At 63.8% G+C, this 26,872-nt stretch carries 27 protein-coding genes, 1 tRNA gene and 1 other RNA gene; 6 read left to right on the top strand and 23 right to left on the bottom strand.

Annotated elements, in window-relative coordinates; translation table 11 throughout:
- Positions 1-121: 121 nt before the first annotated feature.
- From nrdE to AB0P23_RS15260, 5 genes are all read right to left on the bottom strand, one after another.
- The gene (gene nrdE / locus AB0P23_RS15280; protein WP_205912783.1) at positions 122-2,227 is read right to left on the bottom strand and encodes a class 1b ribonucleoside-diphosphate reductase subunit alpha; all 2,106 of its coding nucleotides are present in this window, start codon (positions 2,225-2,227) and stop codon (positions 122-124) included.
- 94 nt (positions 2,228-2,321) lie between these two features.
- Positions 2,322-2,783, bottom strand: coding sequence for a class Ib ribonucleoside-diphosphate reductase assembly flavoprotein NrdI (nrdI, locus tag AB0P23_RS15275; RefSeq protein ID WP_027496602.1), 462 nt, complete (start codon positions 2,781-2,783; stop codon positions 2,322-2,324).
- 24 nt (positions 2,784-2,807) lie between these two features.
- Positions 2,808-3,041, bottom strand: a complete 234-nt coding sequence (locus AB0P23_RS15270) for a redoxin NrdH (protein WP_027496601.1) — start codon at positions 3,039-3,041, stop codon at positions 2,808-2,810.
- A 402-nt stretch (positions 3,042-3,443) separates the two neighbouring features.
- Positions 3,444-3,566, bottom strand: a complete 123-nt coding sequence (gene ykgO / locus AB0P23_RS15265) for a type B 50S ribosomal protein L36 (RefSeq protein ID WP_027496600.1) — start codon at positions 3,564-3,566, stop codon at positions 3,444-3,446.
- Positions 3,567-3,609: 43 nt separating this feature from the next.
- A complete protein-coding gene (locus AB0P23_RS15260; protein ID WP_032366346.1) occupies positions 3,610-4,176 on the bottom strand; it encodes an NAD(P)H-dependent oxidoreductase in 567 nt (188 codons plus the stop codon).
- Between the two features lie 104 nt (positions 4,177-4,280).
- Here AB0P23_RS15260 and AB0P23_RS15255 point away from each other — a divergent pair, with 104 nt between their 5' ends.
- On the top strand, positions 4,281-4,880 hold the full coding sequence (locus AB0P23_RS15255; RefSeq protein WP_027496598.1) for a TetR/AcrR family transcriptional regulator: 600 nt from the start codon (positions 4,281-4,283) through the stop codon (positions 4,878-4,880).
- Between the two features lie 10 nt (positions 4,881-4,890).
- Here AB0P23_RS15255 and AB0P23_RS15250 read toward each other — a convergent pair whose 3' ends face one another.
- Complete coding sequence (locus AB0P23_RS15250) at positions 4,891-5,673, bottom strand: fructosamine kinase family protein (protein ID WP_032401417.1); 783 nt, start codon at positions 5,671-5,673, stop codon at positions 4,891-4,893.
- Positions 5,674-5,739: 66 nt separating this feature from the next.
- Here AB0P23_RS15250 and nadE point away from each other — a divergent pair, with 66 nt between their 5' ends.
- Positions 5,740-6,585: an ammonia-dependent NAD(+) synthetase gene (gene nadE, locus AB0P23_RS15245; RefSeq protein ID WP_032366345.1), complete on the top strand. Its 846-nt coding sequence runs from the start codon at positions 5,740-5,742 to the stop codon at positions 6,583-6,585.
- A 30-nt stretch (positions 6,586-6,615) separates the two neighbouring features.
- On the opposite strand, the gene AB0P23_RS15240 is transcribed toward nadE, so the two are convergent.
- Both AB0P23_RS15240 and moaA read right to left on the bottom strand, forming a co-directional pair.
- Positions 6,616-6,861 (bottom strand): MoaD/ThiS family protein, encoded by a 246-nt coding sequence (locus AB0P23_RS15240; RefSeq protein ID WP_032401382.1) that lies wholly within the window; start codon positions 6,859-6,861, stop codon positions 6,616-6,618.
- 31 nt (positions 6,862-6,892) lie between these two features.
- On the bottom strand, positions 6,893-8,005 hold the full coding sequence (moaA, locus tag AB0P23_RS15235) for a GTP 3',8-cyclase MoaA (protein WP_287454503.1): 1,113 nt from the start codon (positions 8,003-8,005) through the stop codon (positions 6,893-6,895).
- Positions 8,006-8,124: 119 nt separating this feature from the next.
- Between moaA and glp the strand changes: the two genes are divergently transcribed.
- From glp to AB0P23_RS15220, 3 genes are read left to right on the top strand one after another with little or no spacing between them, the layout of a single operon-like run.
- A complete protein-coding gene (glp, locus tag AB0P23_RS15230) occupies positions 8,125-9,315 on the top strand; it encodes a gephyrin-like molybdotransferase Glp (RefSeq protein WP_032372666.1) in 1,191 nt (396 codons plus the stop codon).
- A complete protein-coding gene (gene moaCB, locus AB0P23_RS15225; RefSeq protein WP_255175889.1) occupies positions 9,312-10,319 on the top strand; it encodes a bifunctional molybdenum cofactor biosynthesis protein MoaC/MoaB in 1,008 nt (335 codons plus the stop codon). Before glp ends, moaCB begins: the two co-directional genes overlap by 4 nt.
- Positions 10,312-10,725, top strand: a complete 414-nt coding sequence (locus AB0P23_RS15220; protein ID WP_027496591.1) for a molybdenum cofactor biosynthesis protein MoaE — start codon at positions 10,312-10,314, stop codon at positions 10,723-10,725. Before moaCB ends, AB0P23_RS15220 begins: the two co-directional genes overlap by 8 nt.
- Before the next feature lie 5 nt (positions 10,726-10,730).
- Here AB0P23_RS15220 and AB0P23_RS15215 read toward each other — a convergent pair whose 3' ends face one another.
- Both AB0P23_RS15215 and AB0P23_RS15210 read right to left on the bottom strand, forming a co-directional pair.
- On the bottom strand, positions 10,731-11,789 hold the full coding sequence (locus AB0P23_RS15215; protein ID WP_032391560.1) for a CobW family GTP-binding protein: 1,059 nt from the start codon (positions 11,787-11,789) through the stop codon (positions 10,731-10,733).
- Positions 11,790-11,800: 11 nt separating this feature from the next.
- Positions 11,801-12,886 (bottom strand): N-acetylmuramoyl-L-alanine amidase, encoded by a 1,086-nt coding sequence (locus tag AB0P23_RS15210; RefSeq protein ID WP_287454500.1) that lies wholly within the window; start codon positions 12,884-12,886, stop codon positions 11,801-11,803.
- Positions 12,887-13,435: 549 nt separating this feature from the next.
- On the opposite strand from AB0P23_RS15210, the gene AB0P23_RS15205 reads away from it, so the two are divergent.
- Positions 13,436-13,780: an Lsr2 family protein gene (locus tag AB0P23_RS15205; protein WP_032370939.1), complete on the top strand. Its 345-nt coding sequence runs from the start codon at positions 13,436-13,438 to the stop codon at positions 13,778-13,780.
- A 114-nt stretch (positions 13,781-13,894) separates the two neighbouring features.
- On the opposite strand, the gene AB0P23_RS15200 is transcribed toward AB0P23_RS15205, so the two are convergent.
- The 13 genes from AB0P23_RS15200 to AB0P23_RS15140 all read right to left on the bottom strand — a co-directional run bounded on the left by AB0P23_RS15200 (position 13,895) and on the right by AB0P23_RS15140 (position 26,865).
- A tRNA-Ala gene (locus tag AB0P23_RS15200) sits at positions 13,895-13,967 on the bottom strand.
- A 126-nt stretch (positions 13,968-14,093) separates the two neighbouring features.
- A complete protein-coding gene (locus AB0P23_RS15195; RefSeq protein ID WP_287451642.1) occupies positions 14,094-14,840 on the bottom strand; it encodes a DsbA family protein in 747 nt (248 codons plus the stop codon).
- Between the two features lie 25 nt (positions 14,841-14,865).
- The gene (locus AB0P23_RS15190; protein WP_287451657.1) at positions 14,866-16,023 is read right to left on the bottom strand and encodes an MFS transporter; all 1,158 of its coding nucleotides are present in this window, start codon (positions 16,021-16,023) and stop codon (positions 14,866-14,868) included.
- Positions 16,024-16,100: 77 nt separating this feature from the next.
- Positions 16,101-17,741 carry a phosphoglucomutase (alpha-D-glucose-1,6-bisphosphate-dependent) gene (gene pgm, locus AB0P23_RS15185; protein WP_027496584.1) on the bottom strand — a complete coding sequence of 547 codons (1,641 nt, stop codon included), beginning with the start codon at positions 17,739-17,741 and terminating at the stop codon, positions 16,101-16,103.
- Between the two features lie 89 nt (positions 17,742-17,830).
- Entirely contained in the window at positions 17,831-18,562 is a 732-nt protein-coding gene (locus AB0P23_RS15180; RefSeq protein ID WP_094622506.1) for a DUF1295 domain-containing protein, read from the bottom strand.
- Between the two features lie 56 nt (positions 18,563-18,618).
- On the bottom strand, positions 18,619-19,944 hold the full coding sequence (locus tag AB0P23_RS15175; protein ID WP_206497948.1) for a cyclopropane-fatty-acyl-phospholipid synthase family protein: 1,326 nt from the start codon (positions 19,942-19,944) through the stop codon (positions 18,619-18,621).
- A complete protein-coding gene (locus tag AB0P23_RS15170) occupies positions 19,941-21,242 on the bottom strand; it encodes a cyclopropane-fatty-acyl-phospholipid synthase family protein (RefSeq protein WP_204857490.1) in 1,302 nt (433 codons plus the stop codon). Before AB0P23_RS15170 ends, AB0P23_RS15175 begins: the two co-directional genes overlap by 4 nt.
- Positions 21,239-22,018: a DUF1365 domain-containing protein gene (locus AB0P23_RS15165; RefSeq protein WP_204857489.1), complete on the bottom strand. Its 780-nt coding sequence runs from the start codon at positions 22,016-22,018 to the stop codon at positions 21,239-21,241. Before AB0P23_RS15165 ends, AB0P23_RS15170 begins: the two co-directional genes overlap by 4 nt.
- Entirely contained in the window at positions 22,009-23,295 is a 1,287-nt protein-coding gene (locus AB0P23_RS15160; protein WP_204857511.1) for an FAD-dependent oxidoreductase, read from the bottom strand. The genes AB0P23_RS15165 and AB0P23_RS15160 overlap by 10 nt, the downstream gene beginning before the upstream one ends.
- Positions 23,274-23,966 (bottom strand): alpha/beta fold hydrolase, encoded by a 693-nt coding sequence (locus tag AB0P23_RS15155; protein ID WP_206497949.1) that lies wholly within the window; start codon positions 23,964-23,966, stop codon positions 23,274-23,276. The genes AB0P23_RS15160 and AB0P23_RS15155 overlap by 22 nt, the downstream gene beginning before the upstream one ends.
- Positions 23,967-24,082: 116 nt before the next feature.
- Positions 24,083-24,453, bottom strand: a transfer-messenger RNA (tmRNA) gene (ssrA, locus tag AB0P23_RS15150).
- Between the two features lie 65 nt (positions 24,454-24,518).
- A complete protein-coding gene (locus AB0P23_RS15145; RefSeq protein ID WP_241257830.1) occupies positions 24,519-25,979 on the bottom strand; it encodes an SDR family NAD(P)-dependent oxidoreductase in 1,461 nt (486 codons plus the stop codon).
- Between the two features lie 31 nt (positions 25,980-26,010).
- The gene (locus AB0P23_RS15140) at positions 26,011-26,865 is read right to left on the bottom strand and encodes a DMT family transporter (RefSeq protein ID WP_072692108.1); all 855 of its coding nucleotides are present in this window, start codon (positions 26,863-26,865) and stop codon (positions 26,011-26,013) included.
- Positions 26,866-26,872: the final 7 nt, after the last annotated feature.

Raw genomic sequence — 26,872 nt, 5'->3', positions numbered from 1 at the left:
CACTCCCACCCCGGCATACCCGATGTTCGGTCTCGTCACTGGTGTTGTGAGGTGTGCACGTGCGCTCTCGGGTTCTGTACCACCCCAACCTCAACCCCCCCCCCCCCACGACGGCGAAGCCCTACAGCATGCAGGAAACGCAGCCCTCGACCTCGGTGCCCTCGAGGGCCATCTGACGCAGACGGATGTAGTACAGCGTCTTGATGCCCTTACGCCATGCGTAGATCTGTGCGCGGTTGATGTCGCGGGTGGTGGCCGTGTCCTTGAAGAACAGCGTCAACGACAGGCCCTGATCGACGTGTTGCGTTGCGGCAGCGTAGGTATCGATGATCTTCTCGTAGCCGATCTCGTACGCGTCCTGGTAGTAATCCAGGTTGTCGTTGTCGAGATACGGTGCCGGGTAGTAGACGCGGCCGATCTTGCCTTCCTTGCGGATCTCGATCTTCGACGCCACCGGGTGAATCGACGAGGTCGAGTTGTTGATGTACGAGATCGAGCCGGTCGGCGGAACGGCCTGCAGGTTCTGGTTGTAGATTCCGTACTCCTGCACCGACGCCTTCAGCGCGGCCCAGTCGGCCTGGGTCGGGATGGCGACGTCGGAGTCGGCGAACAACTTCGCGACCTTCGGTGTCGCAGGCTCCCACACCTGGTCGGTGTACTTGTCGAAGAACTCTCCCGACGCGTACTTGGAATCCGGGAAACCCTTGAAGTACTGGCCGCGAGCCTTGGCCAGCTGGTTCGAGGCCTGGATGGCGTGGAACAGCACCGTGTAGAAGTAGATGTTGGTGAAGTCGATTCCCTCGGTCGAGCCGTAGTGAATGCGCTCGCGGGCGAGGTAGCCGTGCAGGTTCATCTGACCCAGGCCGATCGCGTGAGAGTCGTTGTTGCCCTGCTCGATCGACGGTACCGAGAAGATGTGGGTCTGATCCGACACCGCAGTCAGACCACGGATCGCCACCGCGATGGTCTTACCGAAATCGGGCGAATCCATCGTCTTGGCAATGTTCAGCGAGCCCAGGTTGCACGAGATGTCCTTGCCCACATGGCTGTACGAGAGGTCGTCGTTGAACGTCGACGGCGTCGAGACCTGGAGAATCTCCGAGCACAGGTTGGAGTGAGTGATCTTGCCCTTCACCGGGTTCGCACGATTGACGGTGTCCTCGTACATGATGTACGGGTAGCCGGACTCGAACTGCAGCTCGGCGAGGGTCTGGAAGAATTCACGCGACTTGATCTTGGTCTTGCGAATCCTCTTGTCGTCGACCATCTCGTAATACTTCTCCGAGACGTTGATGTCGGCGAACGGCACTCCGTAGATGCGCTCGACGTCGTACGGCGAGAACAGGTACATGTCCTCGTTCTTCTTCGCCAGCTCGAACGTGATGTCCGGGATGACGATTCCGAGGGACAGCGTCTTGATGCGGATCTTTTCGTCGGCGTTCTCACGCTTGGTGTCGAGGAACTTGTACACATCGGGGTGGTGCGCGTGCAGGTATACCGCGCCCGCGCCCTGGCGTGCCCCGAGCTGGTTGGCGTACGAGAACGAATCCTCGAGCAGCTTCATGATCGGGATGACACCGGACGACTGGTTCTCGATCCGCTTGATCGGCGCACCTGCTTCGCGAATGTTGCTCAGCAGCAATGCAACTCCGCCGCCGCGCTTGGACAGCTGCAACGCGGAGTTGATGGATCGTCCGATGGACTCCATGTTGTCTTCGATGCGGAGCAGGAAGCACGAGACGGGCTCGCCGCGCTGCTTCTTGCCCGAGTTGAGGAAGGTGGGCGTCGCGGGCTGGAATCGGCCGGCGATGATCTCGTCCACGAGATCGGTGGCCAGGGCTTCGTCACCGGCCGCCAGCGTCAATGCCACCATGCACACACGGTCCTCGAAGCGTTCGAGGTAGCGCTTACCGTCGAACGTCTTGAGCGTGTAGGAGGTGTAGTACTTGAACGCACCGAGGAAGGTCGGGAATCGAAACTTCTTCGAGTACGCGTGGTTGATCAGGAACTTCACGAACTCACGTGAGTACTGGTCCAGAACCTCGGGCTCGTAGTAGTTCTCCTCGACCAGGTAGTCCAGCTTCTCGTCCAGGTCGTGGAAGAACACGGTGTTCTGGTTGACGTGCTGCAGAAAGTACTGATTGGCAGCTTCGCGGTCCTTCTCGAACTGGATCTCACCGTTGGGCCCGTAGAGATTGAGCATCGCGTTGAGCGCGTGATAGTCCATGTCACCGTCGCTGCGAACGGTCGCGGGTGCGGGTGCTGCGTCGGTGATGGTCGGTGCCACGGCGGTGCTCCTACTGGTCTGTGGTGGTTGATGCTCAGTGCGTGTGGGCAGCGCGACGGACTTCCCGTTCCCAGAAGTCTTCGAGTCCCTCACGGACTCGCACTACGTCCTCGGGGGTGCCCATCAATTCGAAGCGGTAGAGATACGGAACCGCGCATTTCTGCGAGATGACGTCTCCGGCAAAGCAGAAGGAGTCACCGAAATTGGTGTTTCCGGCAGCGATGACGGCTCTGATCAACGATCGATTGTGCTTGTCGTTGAGAAACTTGATCACACGCTTGGGGACGTAGTTGGTGTCGCGACCGGCGTACGTCGTTCCTCCGCCGTACGTCGGCACGATCAGGACGTAGGGAGAGTCGACGCGAAACGTGCCGTCCGGATCTCGTAAGGGAATGCGCGTCGCGGGGATATCCAACTTCGATACGAAACGGTGCGTGTTCTCCGACGCGCTGGAGAAGTAGACGAGTGAGTTCGAGGACTGCTGTTGTGAACTCACCGCTCACTCACCTTCTCGATCTGTTCAAGCAGCGTTCGTCGCGAGGGTCTTGATGCGATCCGGGCGGAAACCGGACCAGTGGTCGTCACCGGCGACGACGACGGGGGCCTGCAGGTAACCGAGCGCCATGACGTAGTCACGTGCCTCGGGGTCCTGCGAGATGTCGATAACGGAATACTCGATACCCGCTTTGTCGAGGGCGCGGTAGGTGGCATTGCACTGGACGCAGGCGGGCTTGGTGTAAACGGTGATGCTCATGGTGTCCCTCTTTCCGTTGTCGCCGTCGGGTGCACCGATGGCGACGATGTGCTCTGCGTGTGGCACCGAGAACATCTCCCGCTCAGGGCGACTGCGACCTGCTCGAACCCACGTCGTTCGGGCTCTTCGAGTTGTGGTCTCTCGGCGGGTCAAACACTACACCTAGTGTCCCCCATCTGCCTAGAACACGAGATGTTGCGAACAACATGCGTGGTATTCGCTGGTCACGGCCGTGCGACCGTTGCTCGTCCACCCCACATCGGCGTGTCGGACGTCACAAAACGAGGTGTCTTTCGTCACTACCGACCGTCGCCCCGACGGTGACGATCACCGAAGACGCCCGCGCACGACGACGGCCCCTCGGAATTGCTCCGAGGGGCCGTCACGTGGATCACGCGAGTGTCAGCGTTGACGCGCCTTGAACCGCGGCTCCTTCTTGTTGATCACGAACACGACCCCATGGCGGCGAACCACCTGGGCGCCGGGCTTGTTCTTGAGCGATTTCAGAGAATTTCTCACCTTCATGAGACCAGGCTACATGAAAACGATTCCCGATACCATCAAGCGGTCACGCGCTGACGAGTTCCTTCGACGCCTTGACCAACTCGGCCACGACGTGGCCGATCTCACCGGACACCTCGGCGTTCTCACGCGGGTGAGCGGTCCCGAACTTGTCGATGGTGCCGCCGATGGAGAGCTGGACGTCCTCGAGTACGGATCCGCCGGCGATGCGGACGGCCTTACTCGTGTCCTCGTGGGCCCACTTGGCACCGTTGCCGCTCGGCGATGCGCTGATGACCACGACCGGCTTGCCCACCATGGCACCGGCACCGTAGGGACGTGAGAGCCAGTCGATGGCGTTCTTCAGCACGGCCGGAATGGTGCCGTTGTATTCGGGCGTGACCAACAGCAGCGCAGAAGCCTTCTCGGCAGCGGCGCGCAGAGCGAGGGCGGCCGCAGGCACGGAGCCATCGACGTCGATATCCTCGTTGTAGAAGGGAACGTCGCCCAGCCCGTCGTAGACCACGATCTCGGCATCGGCCGGTGCGACGGTGACTGCAGTCTCGGCAATCTGCTTGTTCACCGATTCGGCGCGCAGGCTTCCGACGAGAACGAGTACGTGTGCGTCTGACATGAAATCTTCCTTCGAAAGTTCGGATGACGTGATCGTCGTGTCAATTCATACCATCCAAACGGACCGCGGTCCACTTGTATTCCTCAGCGAGGTACCCTGAACAGGTGACCGGTCCGATGCTGCCCGTAGTAGGCGAAGACTCCGAACGCTGTGACGCTGCCCGCAACCGCCGGCTGCTCCTCGACGCCGCGACGGAGCTGGTGGCGACCCTCGGTGCCGACGCCGTCACCATGGAGGCCGTGGCAACGAGGGCCGGCGTCGGCAAAGGCACCGTGTTCCGGCGCTTCGGCAACCGCGCCGGGTTGATGCGAGCCCTGTTGGATCACACCGAGAAGATGTTGCAGAGCTCGTTCATGTTCGGCGAACCGCCGCTCGGGCCCGGTGCCGATCCCATCGACCGCCTCGTCGCGTTCGGTCGGGCACGGCTGGAATTCGTCAGGGTTCAGGGTGAGGTGCTGCGGGCCGCGGAAAGCTCGGCCGACGCTCGGTATTCGGCTCCGGCGCACATGGTCAATTTCACACACGTTCTGTCTTTGCTCCGTGCAGCCGGCGTGGAGGGAGACCTGGAACTTCTCACCTATTGGCTGCTCACCCCTCTGGAAGCCACGTTGGTGCTGCACCAGTACCGAGACCTCGGAATGACGATGGATCGTCTGGCCGACGGGTGGGAAGATCTGGTGCGCAGAGCAACTCGCGTCCCATAGCGGTTGTCGGTCACGTCGCGAGTATCGACAGTGCCGCCGAATGCAAGGCAGTTCCGTACGAACGGCCGTGTCCGGCCGCATGTACGGCCAGAGGATGCAACTGGTGCAGGGCGGTCCGGTCGCGCCACCCCGTCCGCAGCGGGTGCACGGACTCGTAGCCGTCGACCATGGCGTCCAGATGAGGACAGCCGAACAGTGCCGCCATCGCCAGATCCGTTTCGCGATGGCCGCCGTGTGCCGCGGGATCGATCAGCACGACACCCGCATCGGTCCAGAAGACGTTGCCGTTCCACAGGTCTCCGTGGATTCGACTGGGCGGTTCACCGTCGTCGAACTCGCCGTCCGCCACCCGCTCGCACGCCACCTCGACGGTCGCCGCCTCGGACTGCGTCACGTTTCCGGTGTCGACCGCGATCCGCAGAAACGGCAGCACTCGCTCGGCGGCGTAGAACGAACCCCACGTGGCGTGGACAGTGTTGGTCTTGGGCCGCGAGCCGATGAACAACTGCCCGGGAAACGGTGTGCCGTCCGGGCGATTCGGCGGAGCCCCGAATCCGGCCGCGCCGCCGTCGTGCATCCGGGCCAGTGCGCGCCCGAATCGACGGGCCGCGATCTCGGTGGGACGCGCGGCCGTCAACCGCTCGAGTTCGATGAACGTCGGTCCGCGATCGAGAACACCGACGACAGGCACCCCTGTCTCACCGGGCCACGCGAGTCCCGTCGCCTCGGCCTCGAAGAAGTCCGGGTGCGCGCGGGTATCTCGCTTGACGAAGGTATCCGTGGACCCGCTCACGTCGAACGACACTACGCATCCTTCTCGACCCGAACGCGTACCCGCACTCGTCATTAGGATGATCAGATGGGACACATCAACTCGGAATTGCGCTCCGGAATCATGCGTGAGCTGGCGGTACAGTCGACCATCGATCCGGTGACGGAGGTCCGCAGGCGCGTGGACTTCCTCAAGGACTACCTCGCGTCGACCCCGGCCTCCGGTTTCGTACTCGGGATCAGCGGCGGACAGGACAGCACGCTCACCGGCAAGCTCGCACAGCGGGCGGTGACCGAACTACGAGCCGACGGGCACGAGGCCGAATTCGTCGCCGTACGGCTCCCCTACGGTGTGCAGGCCGACGAGGACGACGCGGCGATCGCACTGAAGTTCATCGATCCCGACCGCACGGTGACGGTGAACATCAAGGAGGCCTCCGATGCCGCAGCCGCTGCGACCGCAGAGGCTCTGGGAACCGGCGAGGTCCGAGATTTCGTGCGCGGCAACATCAAAGCTCGCCAACGCATGGTCGCCCAGTACGCGATCGCCGGCGAACTCGGATATGTGGTCGTCGGCACCGATCACGCGGCCGAGGCGGTCACCGGCTTCTTCACCAAGTTCGGCGACGGCGGGGTGGATCTGACGCCACTGACCGGCCTGACCAAGCGTCAAGGCGCTGCGCTGCTGCGCGAGCTCGGTGCGCCCGAAAGTACCTGGCGCAAAGTCCCCACCGCGGATCTCGAAGACGACCGACCGGCTCTACCCGACGAGGAGGCCCTCGGCGTGACATACGAGCAGATCGACGACTACCTCGAAGGCAAGGACGTCACCGAGGAAGTGGCCGACAAGCTCGAGAAGATGTTCGCCGCGACGCGGCACAAGCGAACCGTTCCGGTGACACCGTTCGACGATTGGTGGAAGAACGGTCACTGACCGACCTTCGTCGGCGGCGATCGGTGACGATCAGCCGCCGGCGAACGGCGGCAGTACGTCGACTCTGCGGCCTACGGACCGACCCAGATCGCGGGTCAACTCGTCTCCGACCAGATATGCCGACACCCGCAGAATCGGTTCCATCGGGGCTCCGTACCGAGAACGGATGGCCTCGCGCAATTCTCCCAGCGTCGAACCGACCGGCAGAGTGAGGTGTTCCGACTCGCAGCCGGACGCGTCGACGGCGGCCGCGAAGTACCGCACTTCCACCTGCATCGTTCGACTACCGGTCGTGCTGGGCTGTATCTCAACCACCGATTGCTCCCATACTGCGGGTCGGTGGCACGAAGCCCTCGGCGTCGATGCCGTGCCCGGCCCATTTGTTCCACATGGCTCCGCGCCATACTGCTGCCAACTCGTCATCGGTGGCACCGCCCCGCAGCGCCGCGCGAAGATCCGTCTCGTCGTCGCTGAACAGGCAGGACCTGATGGTCCCCTCGGCAGTGAGCCTCGTTCGATCACAGTCGCCGCAGAACGAGCGCGTGACGGACGCGATGATTCCCACGGTCGCCTCCGTACCGTCCACGCTCCATTCCTCGGCAGGAGCGGACGGATCGGCGCGACCCACTTCACGTAGATCGAACGCAGTGGTCAGCTCGTCGAGCAACGTCTGGGCGTCGATCATGTTGTTGCGGGCCCATTCGTGATCGGCGTCGAGTGGCATCTGCTCGATGAATCGAAGCGCGACCCCCTCGTCCAGACACCACCGGAGCAGATCCACGGAGCCGGAGAGGGTATCTCGCATCAGTACGGCATTGACCTTCACCGGACCGATGCCCGCCTTCTTGGCCGCTCGGATGCCGGCCAGCACCGACGGCAGACGATCGCGTCGAGTCAAGCGCGCGAACTGTTCGCGATCGACCGAGTCCAACGACACGTTGACGCGCGTCAGACCGGCCTCGGCGAGAGCCTGCGCGCGATGTTCGAGACCGACGGCATTGGTGGTCATGGACAACGGAACGCCGTCCGCCACAGCGGAGCACGAACGAAGGATCTCGTCCAGATCTCGACGCATCAGAGGCTCGCCGCCGGTGAAACGCACGTCGCGTATTCCCAACAGGCGCACGGCAACCGAGACGACCCGAGCAATCTCGCCAGCGGTCAGCAGGTCGGCTGTGGGGATTGCCGGGAGCCCCTCCTCCGGCATGCAGTACGTGCACCGCAGCGAGCACTTCTCGGTGATCGAGATGCGCAGATCGCGTGCCACCCGCCCGAATCGATCGATCAGATGCGGCACGTCGGGACGATCGTCGACCGGGCCGAACGACGACCCCGAGGGGGCTGAACCTATACGTGGGATCCCGAGGGACGTGACACTGTCCACCGTCACCTCACACCTCGAATCCGTCTGTTCCTGCATGTCTCACATCGGCTTGTCTACCCAGTATGCCGCAGCCCACACGCGCCCGTCGTGTCGGCGTGCCTAGGATTGGCAGCCATGACGGCTGAGCACACTCGAGCGATCACCGGACCTGCACTGTGAGCGCCGTATCCGTCGAGGAGCACGCAGCAGCGATCGAGTCGCTGCTCGCAGACTTGGGCACCCGAGCAGCCCAACGAGTACCGCTGGCCGACGCACTGGGGCGGGTGGCATTCCACGATGTGACCTCCCCCGTCGATCTACCTCTGTTCCGAAATTCGCAGATGGACGGTTATGCGGTCGATTCTCGCTCGGTGCAGTCTGCGCCCGTGACGCTTCCGGTATCGACGATCATCGCTGCCGGACCCACCCGACCGTCGACGCTCACGCCCGGTAGCGCAGCCAAGATCATGACCGGCGCACCGATACCCGACGGAGCGGACGCTATCGTCCCCGTGGAGGACACCACGGTGACCACCGCAGGTGCGGTGACCGTCGAACGAGCCCGCGTCGCAGGCGAATTCGTGCGCGAACAGGGTAGCGACGTACGCGCGGGAACGGTCCTGATCGACGCGGGCAGAGTGCTCGAGCCCCGGCACATCTCGGTTCTCGCGGCCGTCGGACTGGCCACCGTCGACGTACGGTCGCGTCCTCGGGTGGCCGTGGTGACCACCGGAGCAGAGTTGGCCGACGCAGGCGAGACGCTCTCGCCCGGTCAGATCTTCGACTCGAACGGCATCACTCTTGCCGCGCACCTGCGCGCGAGCGGTGCCGACGTGGTCACCGTCGCACGCAGCACCGACGATCCGGAACGCTTCCGAAGCATCCTCACCTCCGCAGCCGCATCGGCGGAGCTCATCATCACCTCCGGTGGAGTGTCGATGGGCGACTTCGAGGTGGTCAAGGACGTTCTCGCGCCGCTGGGTGGACAGTTCGGATCGGTTCGGATGCAACCGGGTGGACCGCAGGGCATCACGATGTTCGACGGCACCCCGGTCCTGAGTTTCCCCGGCAACCCCGTCAGCACCGTGGTGTCGTACATCATGTTCGCGCGCAACATCGTTCGGCGATCGGCCGGCCTGCCACCGGTCCTGTCGGGCCCTGCGACTCTGTTCCAGTCGATCACCTCGCCGCCGGGCAGGCGTCAACTGCTCCGCGGAAAATTGCGTGACGACGGCCGGGTCGAACTGGTCGCCGGACCGGGGTCCCACCTGGTGGCCGCACTGGCGTGGGCCGACGTGCTCATCGACATCGCCGCCGAGACAACCGAACTCGCCGCAGGATCGCCCGTGGAGGTATGGCCGCTGTGACCACCGAAGTCCCGCAGAACCCCCTGTCTCACCTGGACGACGAGGGCCGTGCCCGCATGGTCGATGTGGCGCACAAGAAAGAGACCTCCCGAACGGCTGTGGCGGCAGGCGAGTTCGTCACCACGCCCGAGGTCATCGGGTTGGTGCAGGCGGACGGCATGCCGAAGGCCGATGTCCTGGCGACCGCTCGGATCGCCGGTATCTCGGCTGCCAAGCGCACCTCCGATCTGATTCCGCTGTGCCATCAGCTCGCGCTCTCGTCGGTCAAGATCTCCTTCGGATTCACCGACACCTCCATCACGGTCGAGGCCACCGCGCGCACGACCGGTAGGACCGGCGTCGAGATGGAAGCCCTCACCGCCGTCGCGGTTGCCGGGTTGACTCTGCACGACATGGTCAAGGCGGTCGACCCGGGTGCGACGATGAACGGCGTCCGGCTGATCACCAAAGACGGTGGTAAGCACGGGCATTGGCAGCGTGATGCGAAGGCGACCGGCCCCGACGACGACGCTCGGCCGTCGGAGGGGACGAAGTCGGCGGTCGTGCTCGTGGCCTCCACCGGCGGTGCTCGCGGGACCCGCCCGGACACCACCGGCCCGTCCATCGCGTCCTGGCTGACCGATCGGGGCTTCGCGGTGCGTGGCCCGCTGGTGTACGCCGATGCCGACATCGAGGCCGGGCTGCGCGACTCGCTACGCGGCGAGCCGTCGCTGATCATCTCGACCGGCGGAACCGGCGTCTCCCCTACCGATGCAACTCCGGAGGCCACGGCGGCACTGCTCGACATCGAGATGCCAGGAATAGCAGACCAGATCCGCACCAAGGGAACCTCCGCGACGCCTCACGCGGTGCTGAGTCGCGGAGTGTCCGGGTTGATCGGACGTACCCTCGTCGTCAACTTGCCCGGATCACCGGGAGGCGTGAAAGACGGCTTGGCCGTTCTCGATCCGCTCCTCGATCATGTACTCGCCCAGATCTCAGGAGGAGGACCCCACGATGACTGAACTCGTCGCCCGCATCTCGAACGAGCCGCTGACGACCGCCGAAGTAGAAGCCGCGGTACAGGATTCGCACCACGGCGCCGTGGTGCTGTTCAGCGGAATCGTTCGTGACCACGACGGTGGCCACGCCGTGGAAACTCTCGAATACCGCGCCCACCCCGATGCGGAACGCTTCTTGAGCCGATGCTGCTCGGAAGTCTCGTCCGAAACCGGTCTTGCGGTCGCTGCCGTGCATCGCGTCGGGGACTTGCGGGTCGGCGATCTCGCGCTCGTCGCCGCAGTCGGATCGGCTCATCGCGCCGAGGCGTTCGAGGCGTGCGCCCGACTGGTCGAACGCATCAAGGCCGAGGTACCCATCTGGAAACGGCAGGGCTTCGAAGGCGGGCGCACCGAATGGGTCGGACTGTAGAAGACCTACGCCGGCTCGAGGTATCGATGGACCGGCAACATGGCCGAGGCGTCGACTGCGTCGTCAGGGCCGCGCACGCAGGCCCGCAGTCGATGATCTACCGCGTCCGCATCGAGTTCGGTGCCGATCAGCACCAGTGATGTCTGCTGGGCTTCACCCCGTGACCACGCTGCACTCTCGAACCGGATGTGTCGCCCTACCGTCTGCACGATGAACTTCTGCTGGTGTCCCGGCAGGTCGAAATGCACGACACCCTTGATGCGGTAGAGGTTTCCGGTCGGATTCTCCAGAAATTCGATCAGCCGACGCGGCTCCATCGCTGCTGTGCTGACGAACTCGGTATGCGAGTACTGCGCATGCAGGTGTCGGTGGTGTCCGTGCTCGTGGCAGCTGTCGTCGTCGAGGTGCTCGCGGAGAAGTTCGTCGAAGGACAATTGCACGGGTAGTGCGGATTCGACCGGCCCGTTCTGGGGCCGGTCGAACAACAACAGAGGATCGACGCGTCCGAACGACACAGCTGCGACAGGGACGTCGCCGACAATGGACCGAACCGTCGACACCACCGCAGAGCGCTCCGAATCCTCGACGGCGTCGGACTTGTTCAATACCACCAGATCTGCCAATTGCAGATGCTGATCGATTTCGGGATGCAGGGTGCGGGTATCCGCGAATTCGACCGCGTCGACGACTCCCACCAATCCGCCGTACACGATGAACTCGTTCTCGCTACCGCGCACCATTCGAATGAGATTCCGTGGCTCCGCCAATCCGCTGGCCTCCACCACGATCACGTCTATGGGCGAGCGGCGGTGTGCCAGCGCATCGAACATCGCGTCCATGTCAGTGATGTCCACCGCACAGCAGATGCATCCGTTGCCCAGTGACACCATCGAATCGACCTGTCCTGCAACGAGCATGGAATCGATGTTGATCGCACCGAAATCGTTGACCACGACGCCGATCCGAATTCCCGCATCGTTGCGCAACAGATGATTGAGCAGAGTGGTCTTGCCTGCACCCAGAAAGCCGGCAACGATCACCACCGGAATTCGTCGACGCGCCACGCCGGTCGAGACTACCGGGCGGCGAGAATTCGATTCAGGAGGCCTCGAGCGAAGGTGGAGACGCTGCTGACGTTCTCGTCGGTCACCAATCCCTTCAACCCGTCGACACCGAACGATTCGACATACGGCGAGACGCTTTCGAGCAGTCGAGACAAGGCACTACGACCCGCTACGGACGTCGACGTAGCTGTGGGGACAGTCGCGCTCGTCGGTGTCGGCGCAGAGGCGGTGGAAACTGCGACGCCCGGCGACGAGGCAGCCTCGGCTCCGAGAAGATAGTCGATGATGCCGGTGGAGATGGCGATCGCATGCTTCACCTGACCGTCCGAGCCCTCGAGCACCGCCGCGTCGTCCGGGTTGGAACCATTGCCCATCTCGACGAACACCAACGGAACAGTCGTCAGTGCGGGCCCCGCGACGTCGGATCGTTCCTGGATCCCGCCGACGACGCCCGAGTAATTGGCGGGATCGAACCCGGCGCGAACGTAGGAATCTCTCATCAGCTTCGAGGCCGAGCGCCCGCCCTCGGACTGAGCCGCATCGGCCGCTGCATTCGGAATCGGCAGTGTCGGCACGATCAGATGGAATCCGTGCTTGTCGGTGTCGGTCGTCGTGCTCGTCGAGTCCGCATGAATGCTGACGGCCACATCGGCTCCGGACGCGCTGGCAGCGCGAGCCCGATCGTCGACGCACCCGCCCCATCCGGTGTCGTCGACGCGGCTGGTCTTCACCGTCGCACCGAGACTCTCCAGACTGGACCGAACCAGCTCCGAGACCTTCCAGTTGATGGTGTGCTCCGGCACCCCGTCCACCGTGGTCATGCCCGTGGTCTGGCAATCCTTGGTACCGCCGCGCCCGTCGTCGACCTGCCGTTGCAGATTCTCCGAGTGAGCTGTGCCCTGGTGACCCGGATCGAGGAAGACCGTCTTTCCCGTCAACTCTCGTCCGGCCGATTCCGTGCCGGGTGTCGCCGACGGCGCGGTGGCGGGCATGGACGGGTCGGCCGATGCCGGTGCGCCGACGAGCGCTCCAGCACCCAGTAGACCTACGCACATCAGCGTCATCGCAGCCGACCCGGCTGTTCGTGAAGATTTCATCGACTCGTGGGCGCTCCGGTGGAGCCGGTCGCGCCACTCCCCTCTCGGCACCTCGGACGCCGTCGAGCCACGCGGTTCCCATTGGTATCAGGAGCTACCGTGCGTCACAACAAACACTTGCTGCTCGAGTGAACCAGAGATCGATCCATTCGAGTCCCTGATCGAATTTCGTTAGCCAAAGGATTGCATTTCGTGATCGATCCGTTGCGATCTGCCCAGCCTTCTCATGTTTCCCACGACGGCGACACAAGTGCCGCGAAACTCCGAAACCGGCCGCCGGCTCGAACCGACCCCGAGAACGAATTTCCTATGAATACCGGACAGTTTGTCTTTGTTCACCGCAACAGCGATCCCTCGCACTGCGCACACACTTAATGCCTGCGCCACGTCGGTTTCGACGAATACATCTGCAGATTCTGTGGCAATGCTGCGAAACCGGTAACAATCGATCGGCCAGCATGGATATACACATTGTTCGGCCGTATAGTCGACACAGTTCGATCTGGACATCCCCCCGCATCATTCCCTGCACCATTGGAGAGCTTCAGCATGGCCAGAAAAGTCTATGTGCAACTAGTCGATGACATCGACGAAAAACCGATCGAATCCGGTGGCGAACACATAACCTATTCGGTCAACGGAGTCAGCTACGAAATCGATCTGAGCGACAAGAACGCCAAAGAATTCCACCGCAAGCTCGACTATTACATCGAGCACTCGACGAAGGTGGGCGGAAAGCGACAGAAGAAGTCGAGTTCCCCGGCCACCGGGGCGAAGCGCGACGCCAATCAGACCAAAGCCATCAGAGAATGGGCGAAGGCGAACGGCCACAACATTTCTGCGCGCGGAAGAATACCCGCCGAAGTGGAGCAGGCGTTCGACGCAGCTCACTGACCCCCGCCTTCCGAATCGGCGTCTCAGGACTCACGCTGCAGACGCCGATTCGGTGGCCGAAGCCATAGACACAACAAAAGCGCCGCCCGATGGGCGGCGCTTTTGCTTTCTCGGTGGAGCTAAGGGGACTCGAACCCCTGACCCCCACACTGCCAGTGTGGTGCGCTACCAGCTGCGCCATAGCCCCGAGTACTGCGTGCTCCCGCTCATGCGGTTGCTCGAACGAAGTTACACCATCGCTCGCGGCAGCAACAAATCAGCTGGTGCGGCCCGTACTCGATGCTCCGGTACGGGCCCCCGCCCTCGACCCCGATCAGCCGACCGTAGCCAGCCATTCCGAGTCGCCCAGCGCGTCGACCACCTGTCCGTCCACCAGAACACCCGGAGTTCCGCGTGCGCCCGACGCGGCCAAGGCGTCCCGACCGGTCGTCGCGTCCGCCACCGCTGAGTCACGCTGAGCGCCCGTGGTGATGCACTCCACCGCAAGATCGCTCGCTCCGTTCGACGTTGCCAGCTCCGCCAGCTCGGCATCGGTTCGGTCGGAGTCGCTTCCTTCCTCCGGCTGGAATTCCGGGTCGAACAGCGCGGCGTGGAAAGCCGAGTAGACCCGCGCATTCTCGGTGGCGGCCACGCAGTGAGACGCCGCAACGGCCCGCGTCGAATAGTCACCCGAGGCCGAGCTCGCATCGAGGAAATTGATCAGGTGGTAGTTGACCGAGACAACGCCGTCGTCGATTTTCTGAGCCAATTCCTGGCCGTGCTTCACCTCGAGATCACTGCAGAATGGGCACATCGGGTCCTCGTAGATATCGATGACGCGCTGCGCGCCCGGACGAGCCAATACGACGACACCGTCTCCCGGCAACGACAATTCGACCTCGGGATTCTTGACCGATCCGTACCCGTCGTTCCGGGGCGCGTCGCTGCCTCGCTGCCACAGGATCGCTACCACGACGACCGCGACCACCACGAGGAATGCAATACCGCCCAGAATGTACGTCACGGTATTCGACGAGGCCTGCGGAGTGTGTTTCGTGCTGGATGTCTTCTTCTCGCTCACAGAGCGAATACTACGGACGTATCCGTCAGCTGCGCTCGCGCTCGAGGGTGTCCGGAACGCGCGACCACCACAACCCCGCCAGTAGAAGCAGTGCGCCCGTCACGGCGAAAGCCGGACCGAACGAGACCCGTTCCACGATCATTCCGGCCACGATCGGGCCGATCACAGCGCCCACGTCGGACGCCATCTGGAAGGCAGCCAGCACGGGTCCTCCACGGGCCTTGGAGCCGATCACGTCGGCGACCGAGGCCTGCTGGGCAGGACTCATCAGGCCCGATCCGATTCCGGCGATCAACGACACCGCGAGGAACAACACCGGATCGTGGACATAGCCCATCACGACCGTTCCCAGGCCGCACACCGCCAAACCGCCCAGCATGAACGGTTTGCGTCCGCGTACGTCGGACAGGCGACCGGCAGTGGTGAGAACCAGTGCGTTACCCACTGCGAACACCGTGAGAGCAATCCCGACGAACACCTCGGACCGCTGCATTGCCTCGACGACGAACAACGGCACCAGCGCCACTCGGACACCGAACACGGCCCATCCGTTCGCGAAATTCGACGCCAGCGCGGCCCGATAGGACGGGATTAGCAGAGCAGCGAGCAACGACATCGTCGGCGGCGCAGTTCCCTTCTCCGGCTTGACCAGATCGGAATTGCCGAGGGTGAAGTACACGACGGCAGCGGCGATCACCAGAGCCACGGCATAGATGACGAACGGCACCCGCAGACCGAAACCGACGAGCGCGCCGCCGACGAGCGGACCACCGATGGTTCCCAGCAAGAAAGCGGTCGCGTACAGCCCGGAGATGCGGCCTCTACTGGTAGGTGGACTGATTCTGATCAGCAGTCCGAGAGCAGACACCGAGAACATCGTCGACCCGATTCCGCCCAGTCCGCGAAACACCAGCAGCTGCCAGTACGTCTGAGCCAGAGCGCACGCACCGGTGGAGACCGCCACGATCAACAGTCCGATCAGGTAGACGGGTCGTTCGCCGAGGCGCTGAACCAGAGCGCCGCTCGCCGGTGCGAACAGCAACCGCATGAGGGCGAAGGCACTGATCACTGCCGATGCGGCCGTGTATCCGACGCCGAATTCCCGAGCGAACTGCGGCAGGGCAGGCGCGACGATGCCGAATCCGAGGGCGATGACGAACGCTGCCGAGACCAGTACCCAGATCTCCGGTGGGAGTTTGCCTCCGGGTTGGAATGCCGGCTCGGGGGCCGGGCTGTCGTGGTCGGGTGTCGGTGAGTCGGTCACGAGCTCTCGAGAGCGGACGAGACCAATTCACGTGCTGCAGCCTGGACCTCGGCGAGGTGTTCCTTGCCCTGGAACGACTCCGCGTAGATCTTGTAGACGTCCTCGGTTCCCGACGGACGAGCTGCGAACCAGGCGCTCTCCGTTGTCACCTTCAGCCCTCCCAGTGCGGCCCCGTTTCCGGGAGCCTCGGTCAGCGTCGCGGTGATCGGCTCCCCCGCCAATTCGGTGGCGGTGATCTGGTCGGGCGACAACTTGGCGAGCACAGCCTTCTGCTCCCTGGTTGCCGGAGCGTCGACTCGGGCGTACGACGGATCGCCGTACTCGGCTGTGAATTCTGCGTAGCGTTGCGACGGTGTCGATCCGGTGACCGCGGTGATCTCCGAGGCCAACAGCGCCAAAATGATTCCGTCCTTGTCCGTGGTCCACACTCGGCCGTCGTGCCGCAGGAACGAGGCACCGGCGCTCTCCTCGCCGCCGAAGCCGAGCTCGCCGTCCAACAGGCCCGGCACGAACCACTTGAACCCGACCGGGACCTCGAGCAGCTTTCGTCCGAGACCGGCGACGACGCGATCGATCATGGAGGAACTCACCAGCGTCTTGCCGACTGCCGCCGTCGGTGACCACCCGGGCCGGTGGGTGAACAGATAGTCGATCGCGACCGCGAGGTAGTGATTGGGGTTCATCAGACCACTGTCGGGAGTGACGATGCCGTGTCGATCGGAGTCGGCGTCGTTGCCCGTGGCGATGTCGAATCGATCCCGGGCTGCGATCAGTGATGCCATCGCGTTCGGCGACGAGCAGTCCATTCTGATCTTGCCGTCCGTGTCCAACGTCATGAAGCGGAACGTGCCGTCGACCAACGGATTGACGACGGTCAGATCGAGGTTGTGTCGTTCGGCGATCGCATCCCAGTAGTCGACACTGGCACCGCCGAGCGGATCCGCACCGATGCGAACTCCGGCGGCGCGGATCGCATCGAGATCGAGCACGTTCGGGAGGTCGTCCACGTAGGTGCCGAGGAAGTCGTACCGCGAGACGCTTCCCGCGAACGCCTGCGCGAGAGTCACGCGCTTGATTCCGGTAATGCCCTCGCGGAGAAGCTCGTTGGCGCGGGCAGCGATCACCGACGTCGCATCGCTGTCGGCCGGTCCACCGTGCGGAGGGTTGTACTTGAACCCGCCGTCACGCGGCGGATTGTGGGACGGTGTGACCACGATGCCGTCGGCTTTCGCGGTCGGCCCCGACTCGTTGTACCGGAGAATGGCATGACTGACGGCGGGCGTCGGGGTGTAGCGATCCCCCGAGTCGACCAGAACGTCGACGTCGTTGGCTGCCAACACCTCCAGAGCCGTCGTCCACGCGGGCTCGGACAATGCATGGGTGTCTCGACCGATGAACAGTGGCCCGGTGATGCCTTGCGCGGAACGATATTCCACGATGGCCTGCGTGGTCGCGACGATGTGCGCCTCGTTGAACGCCGAATCCAGGCTCGAACCTCGATGACCCGAGGTCCCGAACACGACCTGCTGACTCGGCTCCGACACGTCCGGAATGCGCGAGTAGTACGCCGTGACGAGTTGCGAGAGATCGACCAGATCCTCCGGCAGTGCAGTGGTTCCAGCTCTCTCGTGCGCCACGATGCGCCTCCTCAATCCTCGAACGAACCGAATCCGGTCGACGAACCGAATTTCTCGTTCAACCCTAACGCCGCTGCCCCACCCGCGAGCTACTTGCTCTGCCGTTTCGGTGGCCGTGGCAGAAAATAGCTGGTTCGCTGCTGATATTCGCGATACCCCGGACGCTTCTCCATGCTCCGTTCCAACAGCCGAGCCCCGGTGGCGAACACCAAGAAGTACGTCATCGCGACAGGCGACAGAATCGTGAACACCCCAGGCCACGCCGAGGCCGAGACGAGGAACAGTCCCCACCACACTGCCGAGTCGCCGAAGTAATTGGGATGCCGCGTCCAGGACCACAGACCTCGGTCCATGATCTTGCCCTTGTTCGACGCGTCCGCCTTGAACGCCTTCAATTGCGCGTCGCCCACTGCCTCGAACGTCCATCCGAGTAGCCAGACCACTACGCCGAGTACGACGACGGGTAGAACCGATCCGTGTGAAACGGCGGAAACCTGCAGTGGAAGGGACACGAACCACAGCGCAACCGCCTGCGTCAGATAGATTTTCCGCAGGGCGTACCAGGTTCTGTTGCCGGTGGCCTTGGACAGCAGCTCGGTGTACCGCGGATCCTCCCCGTGTCCGCGTGAGCGCTGCACCATGTGCAGCGCAAGACGAAGCCCCCACACTCCGACGAGCACGACCAGCAGGAGTCGTCGCCACAGATCACCGGTTCCGGTCGCAGCCGAGATCAGCGCGATCAGAACGAAGCCGCCACCCCACGTCACATCCACGACATTGTGTCGTCCGATACGGGCACCGACGAGGGCGGTGATGATCATCAGGACAGCAGTACCGCCGAGACTCGCCAGTGACACGGTGAAGAAGTCGGACCAATTCACCGCGCGGCCACCCACACCGGGCGGACCGGTTCCATCCCGGACGACCCCTCGACCGGGCGAACGGACAAGATCTGGTCGACGCCCATCCTGTTGTCCCGGAATGCCATTCCCCCGCCGATCAGGTACAGCCGCCACACGCGAGCGACCTCTTCCCCGACCATCGCCACCACGTCGTCGTACCGCGCCTCGAAGCGCTCCGTCCAGACATCGACGGTCCGCACGTAATGCTCGCGCAGAGCATGGACGTCGCGAACCTCGAGTCCGGCCTCCTCGATCATCGCCACTGTCCGCCCTACCGGTCGCATGTACATGTCCGGCGCGATGAACGATTCGATGAACGCGCCGCCGCCGGGGTTGTCGCCCTCCCTCCGCGACATCTGCTGAATCAGTACGCGTCCGCCGGGTTTCACGTTGGCATGCAGTGCGGCGGTGTAGGTCGGGTAATTGGCTTCTCCCACATGCTCGCCCATCTCGATCGACGCCACTGCGTCGAACGGACCGTCCGGAATCTCCCGGTAGTCCTGGATTCGGATCTCGACGTTGTCCTGCAGTCCCCGGTCGGCGATTCGCTTGTCTATGAAGGCTTTCTGTTCGCGCGAGATGGTCACTCCGACGACCTGCGCGCCGTACTCCTGAGCCGCATGCAGACTCAGGGAACCCCAGCCGCAGCCGACGTCGAGAAACCGCTGACCTGGCTTCTTGTCCAAACCGACCTTGCGACAGACGAGATCGAGCTTGTCTCGTTGGGCATCGTCGAGCGTGTAGTCGGCCGAGTCGGACGTCCAGTATCCGGAGGAATACGCCATGTGGGAATCGAGGACGAGTTCGTAGAAGTCGTTCGACAGGTCGTAGTGGTGGCTGATCGCAGCGCGGTCACGGAGCACCGAATGCAGCCGTCCTTTCACCGAGGCCTGCGACACCGGCGGCGGCAATGGGCGGCCGAACACTCCGAGATCCTTGGCCAGTTTCGCCAACCGCAGTAGCGACGCCGGCCCCGGGCGAACGGCCGCGAGTCGACGCTCACGCACCACACCCCAGACGTGATCGAGAGCTGCAGCAAGGTCGCCGTCGACGTCCAACTCTCCGGTGACGTACGCCTGCGCAGCACCGAGTTCACCCGGGCTCCAGAGCAATCGACGAAGGGCATTCGGACTTCGCAACAGCACTCTCGGTGCCGAGGCATCCCCTGCGACGGATCCGTCCCACGCGTGCAGCCGAACGGGAAGCGGACCACCCACCAGGGGTTCTATCAACTCGGCGATCCGATGCGCGACTCCGACGCCGCGCTCGGTCCGGTCTGCGGTAAGTGTCGAGGCAATCATCGCTTGTCCCTTCGGTCGAGCACGATCTGCTGAACATCGAGGTACCCGGATCGAAACCCGGCCTCCGAATAACACAGGTAGAAGTGCCACATACGCGCGAACACCTCGTCGAATCCGAGAGCTTCTGCCTCACAGCGATATTCACGGAATCGACTGTCCCACAGCGCGAGGGTGCGCGCGTAGTGGTCACCCATGGACAGGCGCTCCCGAACCCGGAGCGAGGTGTGCTGCTCGGTCACCTCCTCGATTGCCCGCACCGACGGCAGGAAACCTCCGGGAAAGATGTACTTGTGTACCCAGGTGTAGGTGTTTCGGGTGGCCAGCATCCGGTCGTGTGGCATCGTGATCGCCTGCAGCGCAACCCGACCGCCCGGCGCGAGCAACGAGTCGATCGTCTCGAAGTACGTTCTCCAATACTGATGCCCGACGGCCTCGATCATCTCGACCGACACGATGGCGTCGTACTCCCCGTCGACCAGACGATAGTCGAGAAGATCGATCTGCACTCGATCCGCGTAACCCGCAGCGGCACAACGCTTACGCGCGAGCTCTTGCTGCTCGACAGACAGTGTCACCGACCGGACCGTCGCACCACGAGCGGCTGCGCGGATGGCCAGCTCGCCCCATCCGGTGCCGATCTCGAGGACCCTGGTTCCTTCGCCGACGCCTGCGCGATCGAGTAGCCGGTCGATCTTTCGGCGCTGGGCGTCGGCGAGCTCCATGCTGTCGTCGGGTCCCGATCCGGCGAACAACGCACTCGAGTAGGTCATGGTCTCGTCGAGGAAGAGCTCGAACAGCTCGTTCGACAGATCGTAGTGACGCGAAATGTTGGATCGAGTGTTCTTCGTCGTATTGCGTTCACTCCGTGGAGGTTTCGGGACGTAGAGCCCACGGAGTCGCTGCAAGGAATTGGGAATCAGCGACGCCATTCGACGAGCGAAGACCTCGAGCACAGCGGTGAGATCCTCGGCATCCCAGTCTCCGGCCATGTATGCCTCACCGAATCCGATGAGGCCGCTGTCGCCGACGCGCGCGGCGAAGTCGTGTGGCCGATAGACCGTCATCAACGGTGCGTCGGACGATCCGGCCCCGATCACTGTGCCGTCCGGCATCGCGACTCGGACCTGCAATCCCGCGACCGCACGACGGAAGAGAAAGTCGGCAACGGGCGCGGCGACCGCAACTTTCACGCCACCGGGAACGTGGGCGATCTGGGGCCAGACCCGAGGATCGACGAGCGGGCGCGGCCCGGCACCGGACGGGTGCGACACGGAATCGGTTCGAGACACCGTTGTCATCTGTGAGCTCCTTCCTTCTGAACTCTCCGCGCCCCCGGAGGGGCAGGTTTCTGCACGATCTTCAGACCCCGCGCCCAGAGCCGAATGCCCTGCCAGCGAATCTGTATCACCACTCGCAGCGGTGCCATCGGGATCTCGAGTGCGGTACGAAGAATCGATCGCGTCGTCACCTGGCGGCGACGGCCGACGACGGTCGCCACGAACGGAGGGTGGCCGAGACGTTCGAGGACGATCGACAGCCGGAGTGTGGCGTCCGGCTCGGGCAGCTGCATGGAGTACTCGCCGTCGACGTCGTTGAACGGTGAGACGTAGAACTCTTTGGTAGTCCGTGCCTCACCGTGACGACCGGTGTCCAACAGGTACCGGTATCGCTCCCCGTAGGTGTTGTGCACCTCGGCCACCACGCAGCGGAGGTCTCCGTCGCGGTCGTGACACCAGTACACAGTCAATGGGTTGAACGTGTGCCCGAACACCCGCGCGCTGGCCAACATCGTGATGCGACCGCCGCCGAGATCGATTCCACTCTCTGCCAAGAAGGCATCGACGTTCTGGCGAATGGTGGCACCAGGGGCACCCATGTGGTCGCGGGAATCGAATGATGCGAGTGGCCGCAGGATCCGCGGCAGTTCGGGAAGTGCGTCGAGGTCGACGAACCAGCTGTAGCTCTTGTACGAGAACGTATTTCGTATCGGTGCTCGTCGGACGTGATCGATCCGAGTGAGATACAGCGCCGCCCCGTGCGCCCGGGTGTTCGGCAGAACCGACGTCAGAGCCACGAGGCCCCCACCCGTTGCGCGGCGCGCGCTCCGGACAACGCACCGTCCTCGTGGAATCCCCACCCGTGGTATGCCCCGGCGAACGACACCGTCTCGGTGTCCAGTTCGGGCAGCCGACGCTGCGCTGCGACGGATTCGGGGGTGTACTGCGGGTGCTCGTAGGTCATCTCGTCGAGCACCGTGTTCGGGTCGATGCGATCTGCTCCCCCGAGGGTGACCAGCATCCTTCGATCGCTGTCACCCAATCGCTGCAACCTCGTCAGGTCGTAGCTGACCAGAACTCGATCGGGTTTGGCGCTACAGGACGGGAGGTGGTAGTTCCACGACGCTCTCGCTCTGATGTTTCGTGGCAGCACCGACGAGTCGGTGTGCAGTGCAGTGTGATTGACCGAATACGGCATAGCTCCGAGAACGCTGTGTTCGAGCGCAGTCGGCTCCGCGAGCATCTTCAGCGCGGCACCGGGATGGACTGCGATCACGGTGGCGTCGAACGTGCGCAGGTCGTCGTGGCCGTCCCGGATCTGCACCGAATCCCCGGACCGGTAGACAGCATGTACCGGATTGTCGAGCAACACCTCGTCGATGTGCTCCGCAACCCGACGAACGTATTCGATCGACCCGCCGGTGACGGTACGCCAGGTGGGAGATCCTGTGACGGTGAGCATTCCGTGGTGGCGGAGAAAAGTGAACAGGTAGCGAGCCGGGTAGGCGAGAGCAGTGTCCGGATCGCACGACCACACCGCGGACACCAACGGTGTCATGAAGTGGGATTCGAAGTATGCGGAGAACGAGTGCTGCTCCAAGAATTGAGCGAGCGTCGTCTCGGTGTCCGCGGCGTCCTCGCGCTCGAGTAGCTCGGTCGCCAGACGATGAAAACGCTTGACGTCGAGCAGCATCGAGACGAAGCGAGGCCGCAGGACCGCGGTCCGCTGCGCGAGAATGCCCCGCATTCCCTGTCCGCCCGAGTATTCGAGCCCGCAGCCGTCGCACCGAACGGACATGCTCATGTCCGAATCCTGCGTCGGCACGTCGAGCTCGTCGAACAGACGGAGCAGCGTCGGATACGTGCGGTCGTTGTGCACGATGAACCCGGTGTCGACGCCCACCGGACCACCGGGGCCGTCCACGAAGTGGGTGTCCGCATGGCCGCCGAGCCGAGAGTCGGCCTCGTACAACGTCACCGACGAGTTCTTGGACAGCGCGTATGCCGCCGTGAGGCCGGCCACCCCGCTGCCCACGACGGCAACACGGCGGGTCACGACGATTCTCCCCTGCAGCCCGTCGACGCACCGGATTCGCTCGAATCGGTTCGCACTCTTGACTCGTCGGCGATACGGAGAACGAAGTCACGAGTGACGCGCGACCACACGCGCGGATCACGCAGCATGAAATGGCCTCCAGGCACCGAGAGATATTCGGCGTCGGCACCGTTCGCCATTGCGCGTTCGGTCGCACGACGGGAGGTTCGCGGGTCGGTCCACCGGTCGGCAGTTCCGTGCACCACGAGCAGCGTGCGATTCTCGTCGAATCCGTCGGCCTCCGTACCCTGCGGCCACCACGGAGCAAGCGCAACGACACCCGCGATCGACGGGTCGTCGATCAGCGCAGCAGCTGTGCGCCCGCCCATCGAGTGCCCCACCACGACCACAGGAACTCCGGGATTGCGGTCACGAATGCGGCGCAGCGCCCACCGCGCGTCCTCTACCGGCGTCCGTTCGGGGGCGTTCCAGCCGCGGAATCGACATCGCAGTTGTTGGACCGAGATGTCGCGGCTACGTCCGGCCCGCCGAAGCGTCCAGGTGAAGGGCCACATTCTCAACCCCGCCAGGTGCCACGGCCTGCTGCGCGCGCGACTCACGTCCTTGCCACCGCTCAGAACCAATACCACCATCGACGGCGACGACAGCCGCTTCCCCGTGTAGAGAACTGGGGTCCGCTGGTTGCTCATGCTCTCTATTCGGCACCGAGCCCCCTGCGGGTGGGACCGGGTCGACAGCAGTGTTTGTGAGGTGTCCGACACAAAAAAAGACCGGGCCGAGAGAAAGTCTCTCGGCCCGGCCTTCACAGTGGAGCTGCCGGGAATCGAACCCGGGTCCTCTGCTGCATTGCCAGGGCTTCTCCGTGTGCAGTCCGCTATGCCTCTACTTGGATCTCCCGATCTCGCGAACAAGTCAGGATGACGATCCCAGCCACTGTTTGATGTTCCTCATCATCCCGCGGCCGGATGAATCGGTAAGCCCTCTAGCTGATGCCAGTACCCGGGCCGAGGGCAAGCCCGGACTGACAGACACGCAGTCGCTACTTAGGCAGCGAGTGCGTAGTCGCGCTGATTGGAATCGGCGCTTATAAGGTTGCGATGACGCTTACGGTGGTCTCTCGCCTGCACCGACACGCTTCCCCTGACTCAACATACAAAGTCGAAACCGTTCAGCCCCGTATGTTCCCGAACACCGTGTCCGGGCTGTTCAGTGTAACGCGTCGATCGGCCATATTCATCCCGTTAACGGCCGGCAGGTCCCTGCGCCGCGGCTGCACCGGCGTCGGACTCGACTCGATCCACTACTGTCCGCAGCATTCGACGAGCAACGGCCCTGCGTACGGGCAACGACGCGTACCACACGGCTCGCCCGGCCAATCCGCGAGGAAAGAACACGAGTCGCTGTTCGATCGTCGGCTGCTTGGCGGTGCCACCGACCGTGAGATCCAACCACGCCTCTCCTGGCAGCCGTCGCGACGACTTCAGCCGGGTGGTGTGTTCGGTTCCCGAGGCGGACGCATCCGGCCCCGTGGCGTCACGGTGCCAACCGGCGAGCACCTCGGCGTCGGCCAATCGTTCGAGCGCGGGCCGAATGGTGCTCGAACGCGCGCCGCTTCGGGCCACCCGGGTATCGGTGTAGACGACCTCTCCAGCCCAATCAGGGTCGGAGGGAAGCGGATCCGACGGGGCCGCAGTTCCGGTGGCGTCGGTCCACCGTGTCTCGACTTCGCCGTCGTCGATCTTGCGTAGAGCCAGACGCACCGAATCTCGGTAGCCCGTCAAGCCTTCGGCCGGACGTGGAACGACGGCGTCGATATCCATTTCGTGACCGACGGCGTCGTACTGCAACGATTCGATGAGCGGCATCGCCAATCCGCGCGGAATCGGCGTCACCAACCCGATCCAGTGACCGGCCAGGCGAGGCGTCAACACCGGCAGCACGATGATGCGACGCTGCCGCAGACCGGCGACGTCGGCGTAGATGTTCATCATCTCGCCGTACTGCATGACGTCCGGCCCGCCGATGTCGTACGTGCGGGACTCGGTGACCGGAGCGCTCGCGGCCCCGATGAGGTAGTGCAGCACGTCGCGTACGGCAATCGGCTGAATACGGTTGTGCACCCACCGTGGGGTGGTCATCACCGGCAACCGATTGGTCAGGTGGCGAATCATCTCGAACGAGGCCGAACCGGACCCGATGACGACGCCCGCCTGCAGCACGATCGTCGGGACACCCGACTCGATCAGAATACGCCCGACCTCGGCGCGTGACTTCAGGTGTGGCGACAGCTCTCCCGTCGGCGGATGCAGGCCACCGAGGTACACGATGCGACCGACGCCGCAATCCGCAGCGACGGTGGCTACGTTCTCGGCGCTGTCGCGTTCGGTGTCGGCAAAATCGGAATGGCCCGCGGTGCCCATCGAGTGCACCAGGTAGTACATGACGTCGACGTCGCTGAGCGCATCCTTCAGCGACTCCCGATCACTCAGGTCACCCTGGACGATCTCGACGTCCGCCGCCCACGGAACGTTGTCGAGCTTGCTCGGGGTCCGGGCCAATACGCGAACCCGGTAGCCCTCTTCCAGCAGACGCGGTGCCAGACGACCGCCCAGATATCCCGTGGCACCGGTGACCAGCACACGCGGCCGAGACGACGCGTTCTCGGACGTGGGGACATCGGAGGTAGAACCGGAAGCAGTCATAAACGGGTTCATTACCCGTGCGAGGGCAAGTTCAACCCGCGAGCGCGATCATCGCGATTGCCCCGAGCGCCAACGCCATTCCCACCTTCTGTAGTGCGCCGACCCGTTCGCCGAGCATCACCATCGCCAGCAACACCGTCGCAGCCGGATACAGCGAAGCGATGACGCTCACCAACGACAGCAGACCGCCCTCGTACGCGTAGATCATCGCGGCGTTGGCGACCACGTCGAGCACGCTGACGAACGCGGCAAGTTTGAGCACGCTGCCGTGGGGCGGTGCGAAATGCCCCGACGCCAACGCCACGGCCCAGACCACCGCGGTGGCCGATGCGCGGGACGCCGCGAGGGGCCACAGCCCACTGCCGTCACCGATCTGATGCAGGAAGATGAAGGCGAAGGCGAACGTCACACCCGACCCGACCGTAAGCCAGGCCACGGTGCGGGTGAACTTCATGTCGCGGCCGCCCGCGACCTCGCCGGTCACCTCGTCCGGTGACTCCTTGCTGACCAGCACGACCGCCACCAGGGCAACGGCGATGCCCACGAAGGCGATGACGCCGGGACGCTCACCCATCGACAACCCGACCAGAACGGGGATTCCGGCGACCAGCACTGCCGTCACCGGGGACACCACTGCCATCGGCCCAGCCGCGAGCGCGAGATAGAACCACCACACGGCGACGCCGCCCGCCACACCCGACGCCAGGCCCCACAGCATCGCGGGGAGTTCGATGGTGCCGCCGACGAACGGAGCGACGAGCAACACGATGACGAGTGACAGCGGATAGGACACGATGACCACCCGCAGGGCTGCGACTCGACGGGACGCGACACCGCCGACGAAATCGCTCACCCCGTAGCCCACAGCAGCTACCAGAGCGAGCAGGACAGCG

It is taken from the genome of Rhodococcus sp. NPDC077669 (genome assembly GCF_040686915.1).
In the GTDB taxonomy this organism is placed as follows: domain Bacteria; phylum Actinomycetota; class Actinomycetes; order Mycobacteriales; family Mycobacteriaceae; genus Rhodococcoides; species Rhodococcoides fascians.
The sequence above is the reverse complement of the archived record's forward strand: the minus strand, read 5'-3'. Positions and strand labels throughout refer to the sequence as shown.

What these genes read in the sequence shown, in the direction of transcription:
- AB0P23_RS15210 (WP_287454500.1), bottom strand. Translation starts at nt 12,886, where the DNA reads ATGAAATCTTCACGAACAGCCGGGTCGGCTGCGATGACGCTGATGTGC.
- AB0P23_RS15205 (WP_032370939.1), top strand. Translation starts at nt 13,436, where the DNA reads ATGGCCAGAAAAGTCTATGTGCAACTAGTCGATGACATCGACGAAAAA.
- AB0P23_RS15220 (WP_027496591.1), top strand. Translation starts at nt 10,312, where the DNA reads ATGACTGAACTCGTCGCCCGCATCTCGAACGAGCCGCTGACGACCGCC.
- AB0P23_RS15180 (WP_094622506.1), bottom strand. Translation starts at nt 18,562, where the DNA reads ATGATCATCACCGCCCTCGTCGGTGCCCGTATCGGACGACACAATGTC.
- ykgO (WP_027496600.1), bottom strand. Translation starts at nt 3,566, where the DNA reads ATGAAGGTGAGAAATTCTCTGAAATCGCTCAAGAACAAGCCCGGCGCC.
- AB0P23_RS15145 (WP_241257830.1), bottom strand. Translation starts at nt 25,979, where the DNA reads ATGACTGCTTCCGGTTCTACCTCCGATGTCCCCACGTCCGAGAACGCG.
- AB0P23_RS15155 (WP_206497949.1), bottom strand. Translation starts at nt 23,966, where the DNA reads ATGAGCAACCAGCGGACCCCAGTTCTCTACACGGGGAAGCGGCTGTCG.
- AB0P23_RS15170 (WP_204857490.1), bottom strand. Translation starts at nt 21,242, where the DNA reads ATGACAACGGTGTCTCGAACCGATTCCGTGTCGCACCCGTCCGGTGCC.
- nrdE (WP_205912783.1), bottom strand. Translation starts at nt 2,227, where the DNA reads ATGGACTATCACGCGCTCAACGCGATGCTCAATCTCTACGGGCCCAAC.
- AB0P23_RS15240 (WP_032401382.1), bottom strand. Translation starts at nt 6,861, where the DNA reads ATGCAGGTGGAAGTGCGGTACTTCGCGGCCGCCGTCGACGCGTCCGGC.
- AB0P23_RS15270 (WP_027496601.1), bottom strand. Translation starts at nt 3,041, where the DNA reads ATGAGCATCACCGTTTACACCAAGCCCGCCTGCGTCCAGTGCAATGCC.
- AB0P23_RS15260 (WP_032366346.1), bottom strand. Translation starts at nt 4,176, where the DNA reads ATGTCAGACGCACACGTACTCGTTCTCGTCGGAAGCCTGCGCGCCGAA.
- AB0P23_RS15175 (WP_206497948.1), bottom strand. Translation starts at nt 19,944, where the DNA reads ATGATTGCCTCGACACTTACCGCAGACCGGACCGAGCGCGGCGTCGGA.
- nadE (WP_032366345.1), top strand. Translation starts at nt 5,740, where the DNA reads ATGGGACACATCAACTCGGAATTGCGCTCCGGAATCATGCGTGAGCTG.
- moaA (WP_287454503.1), bottom strand. Translation starts at nt 8,005, where the DNA reads ATGCAGGAACAGACGGATTCGAGGTGTGAGGTGACGGTGGACAGTGTC.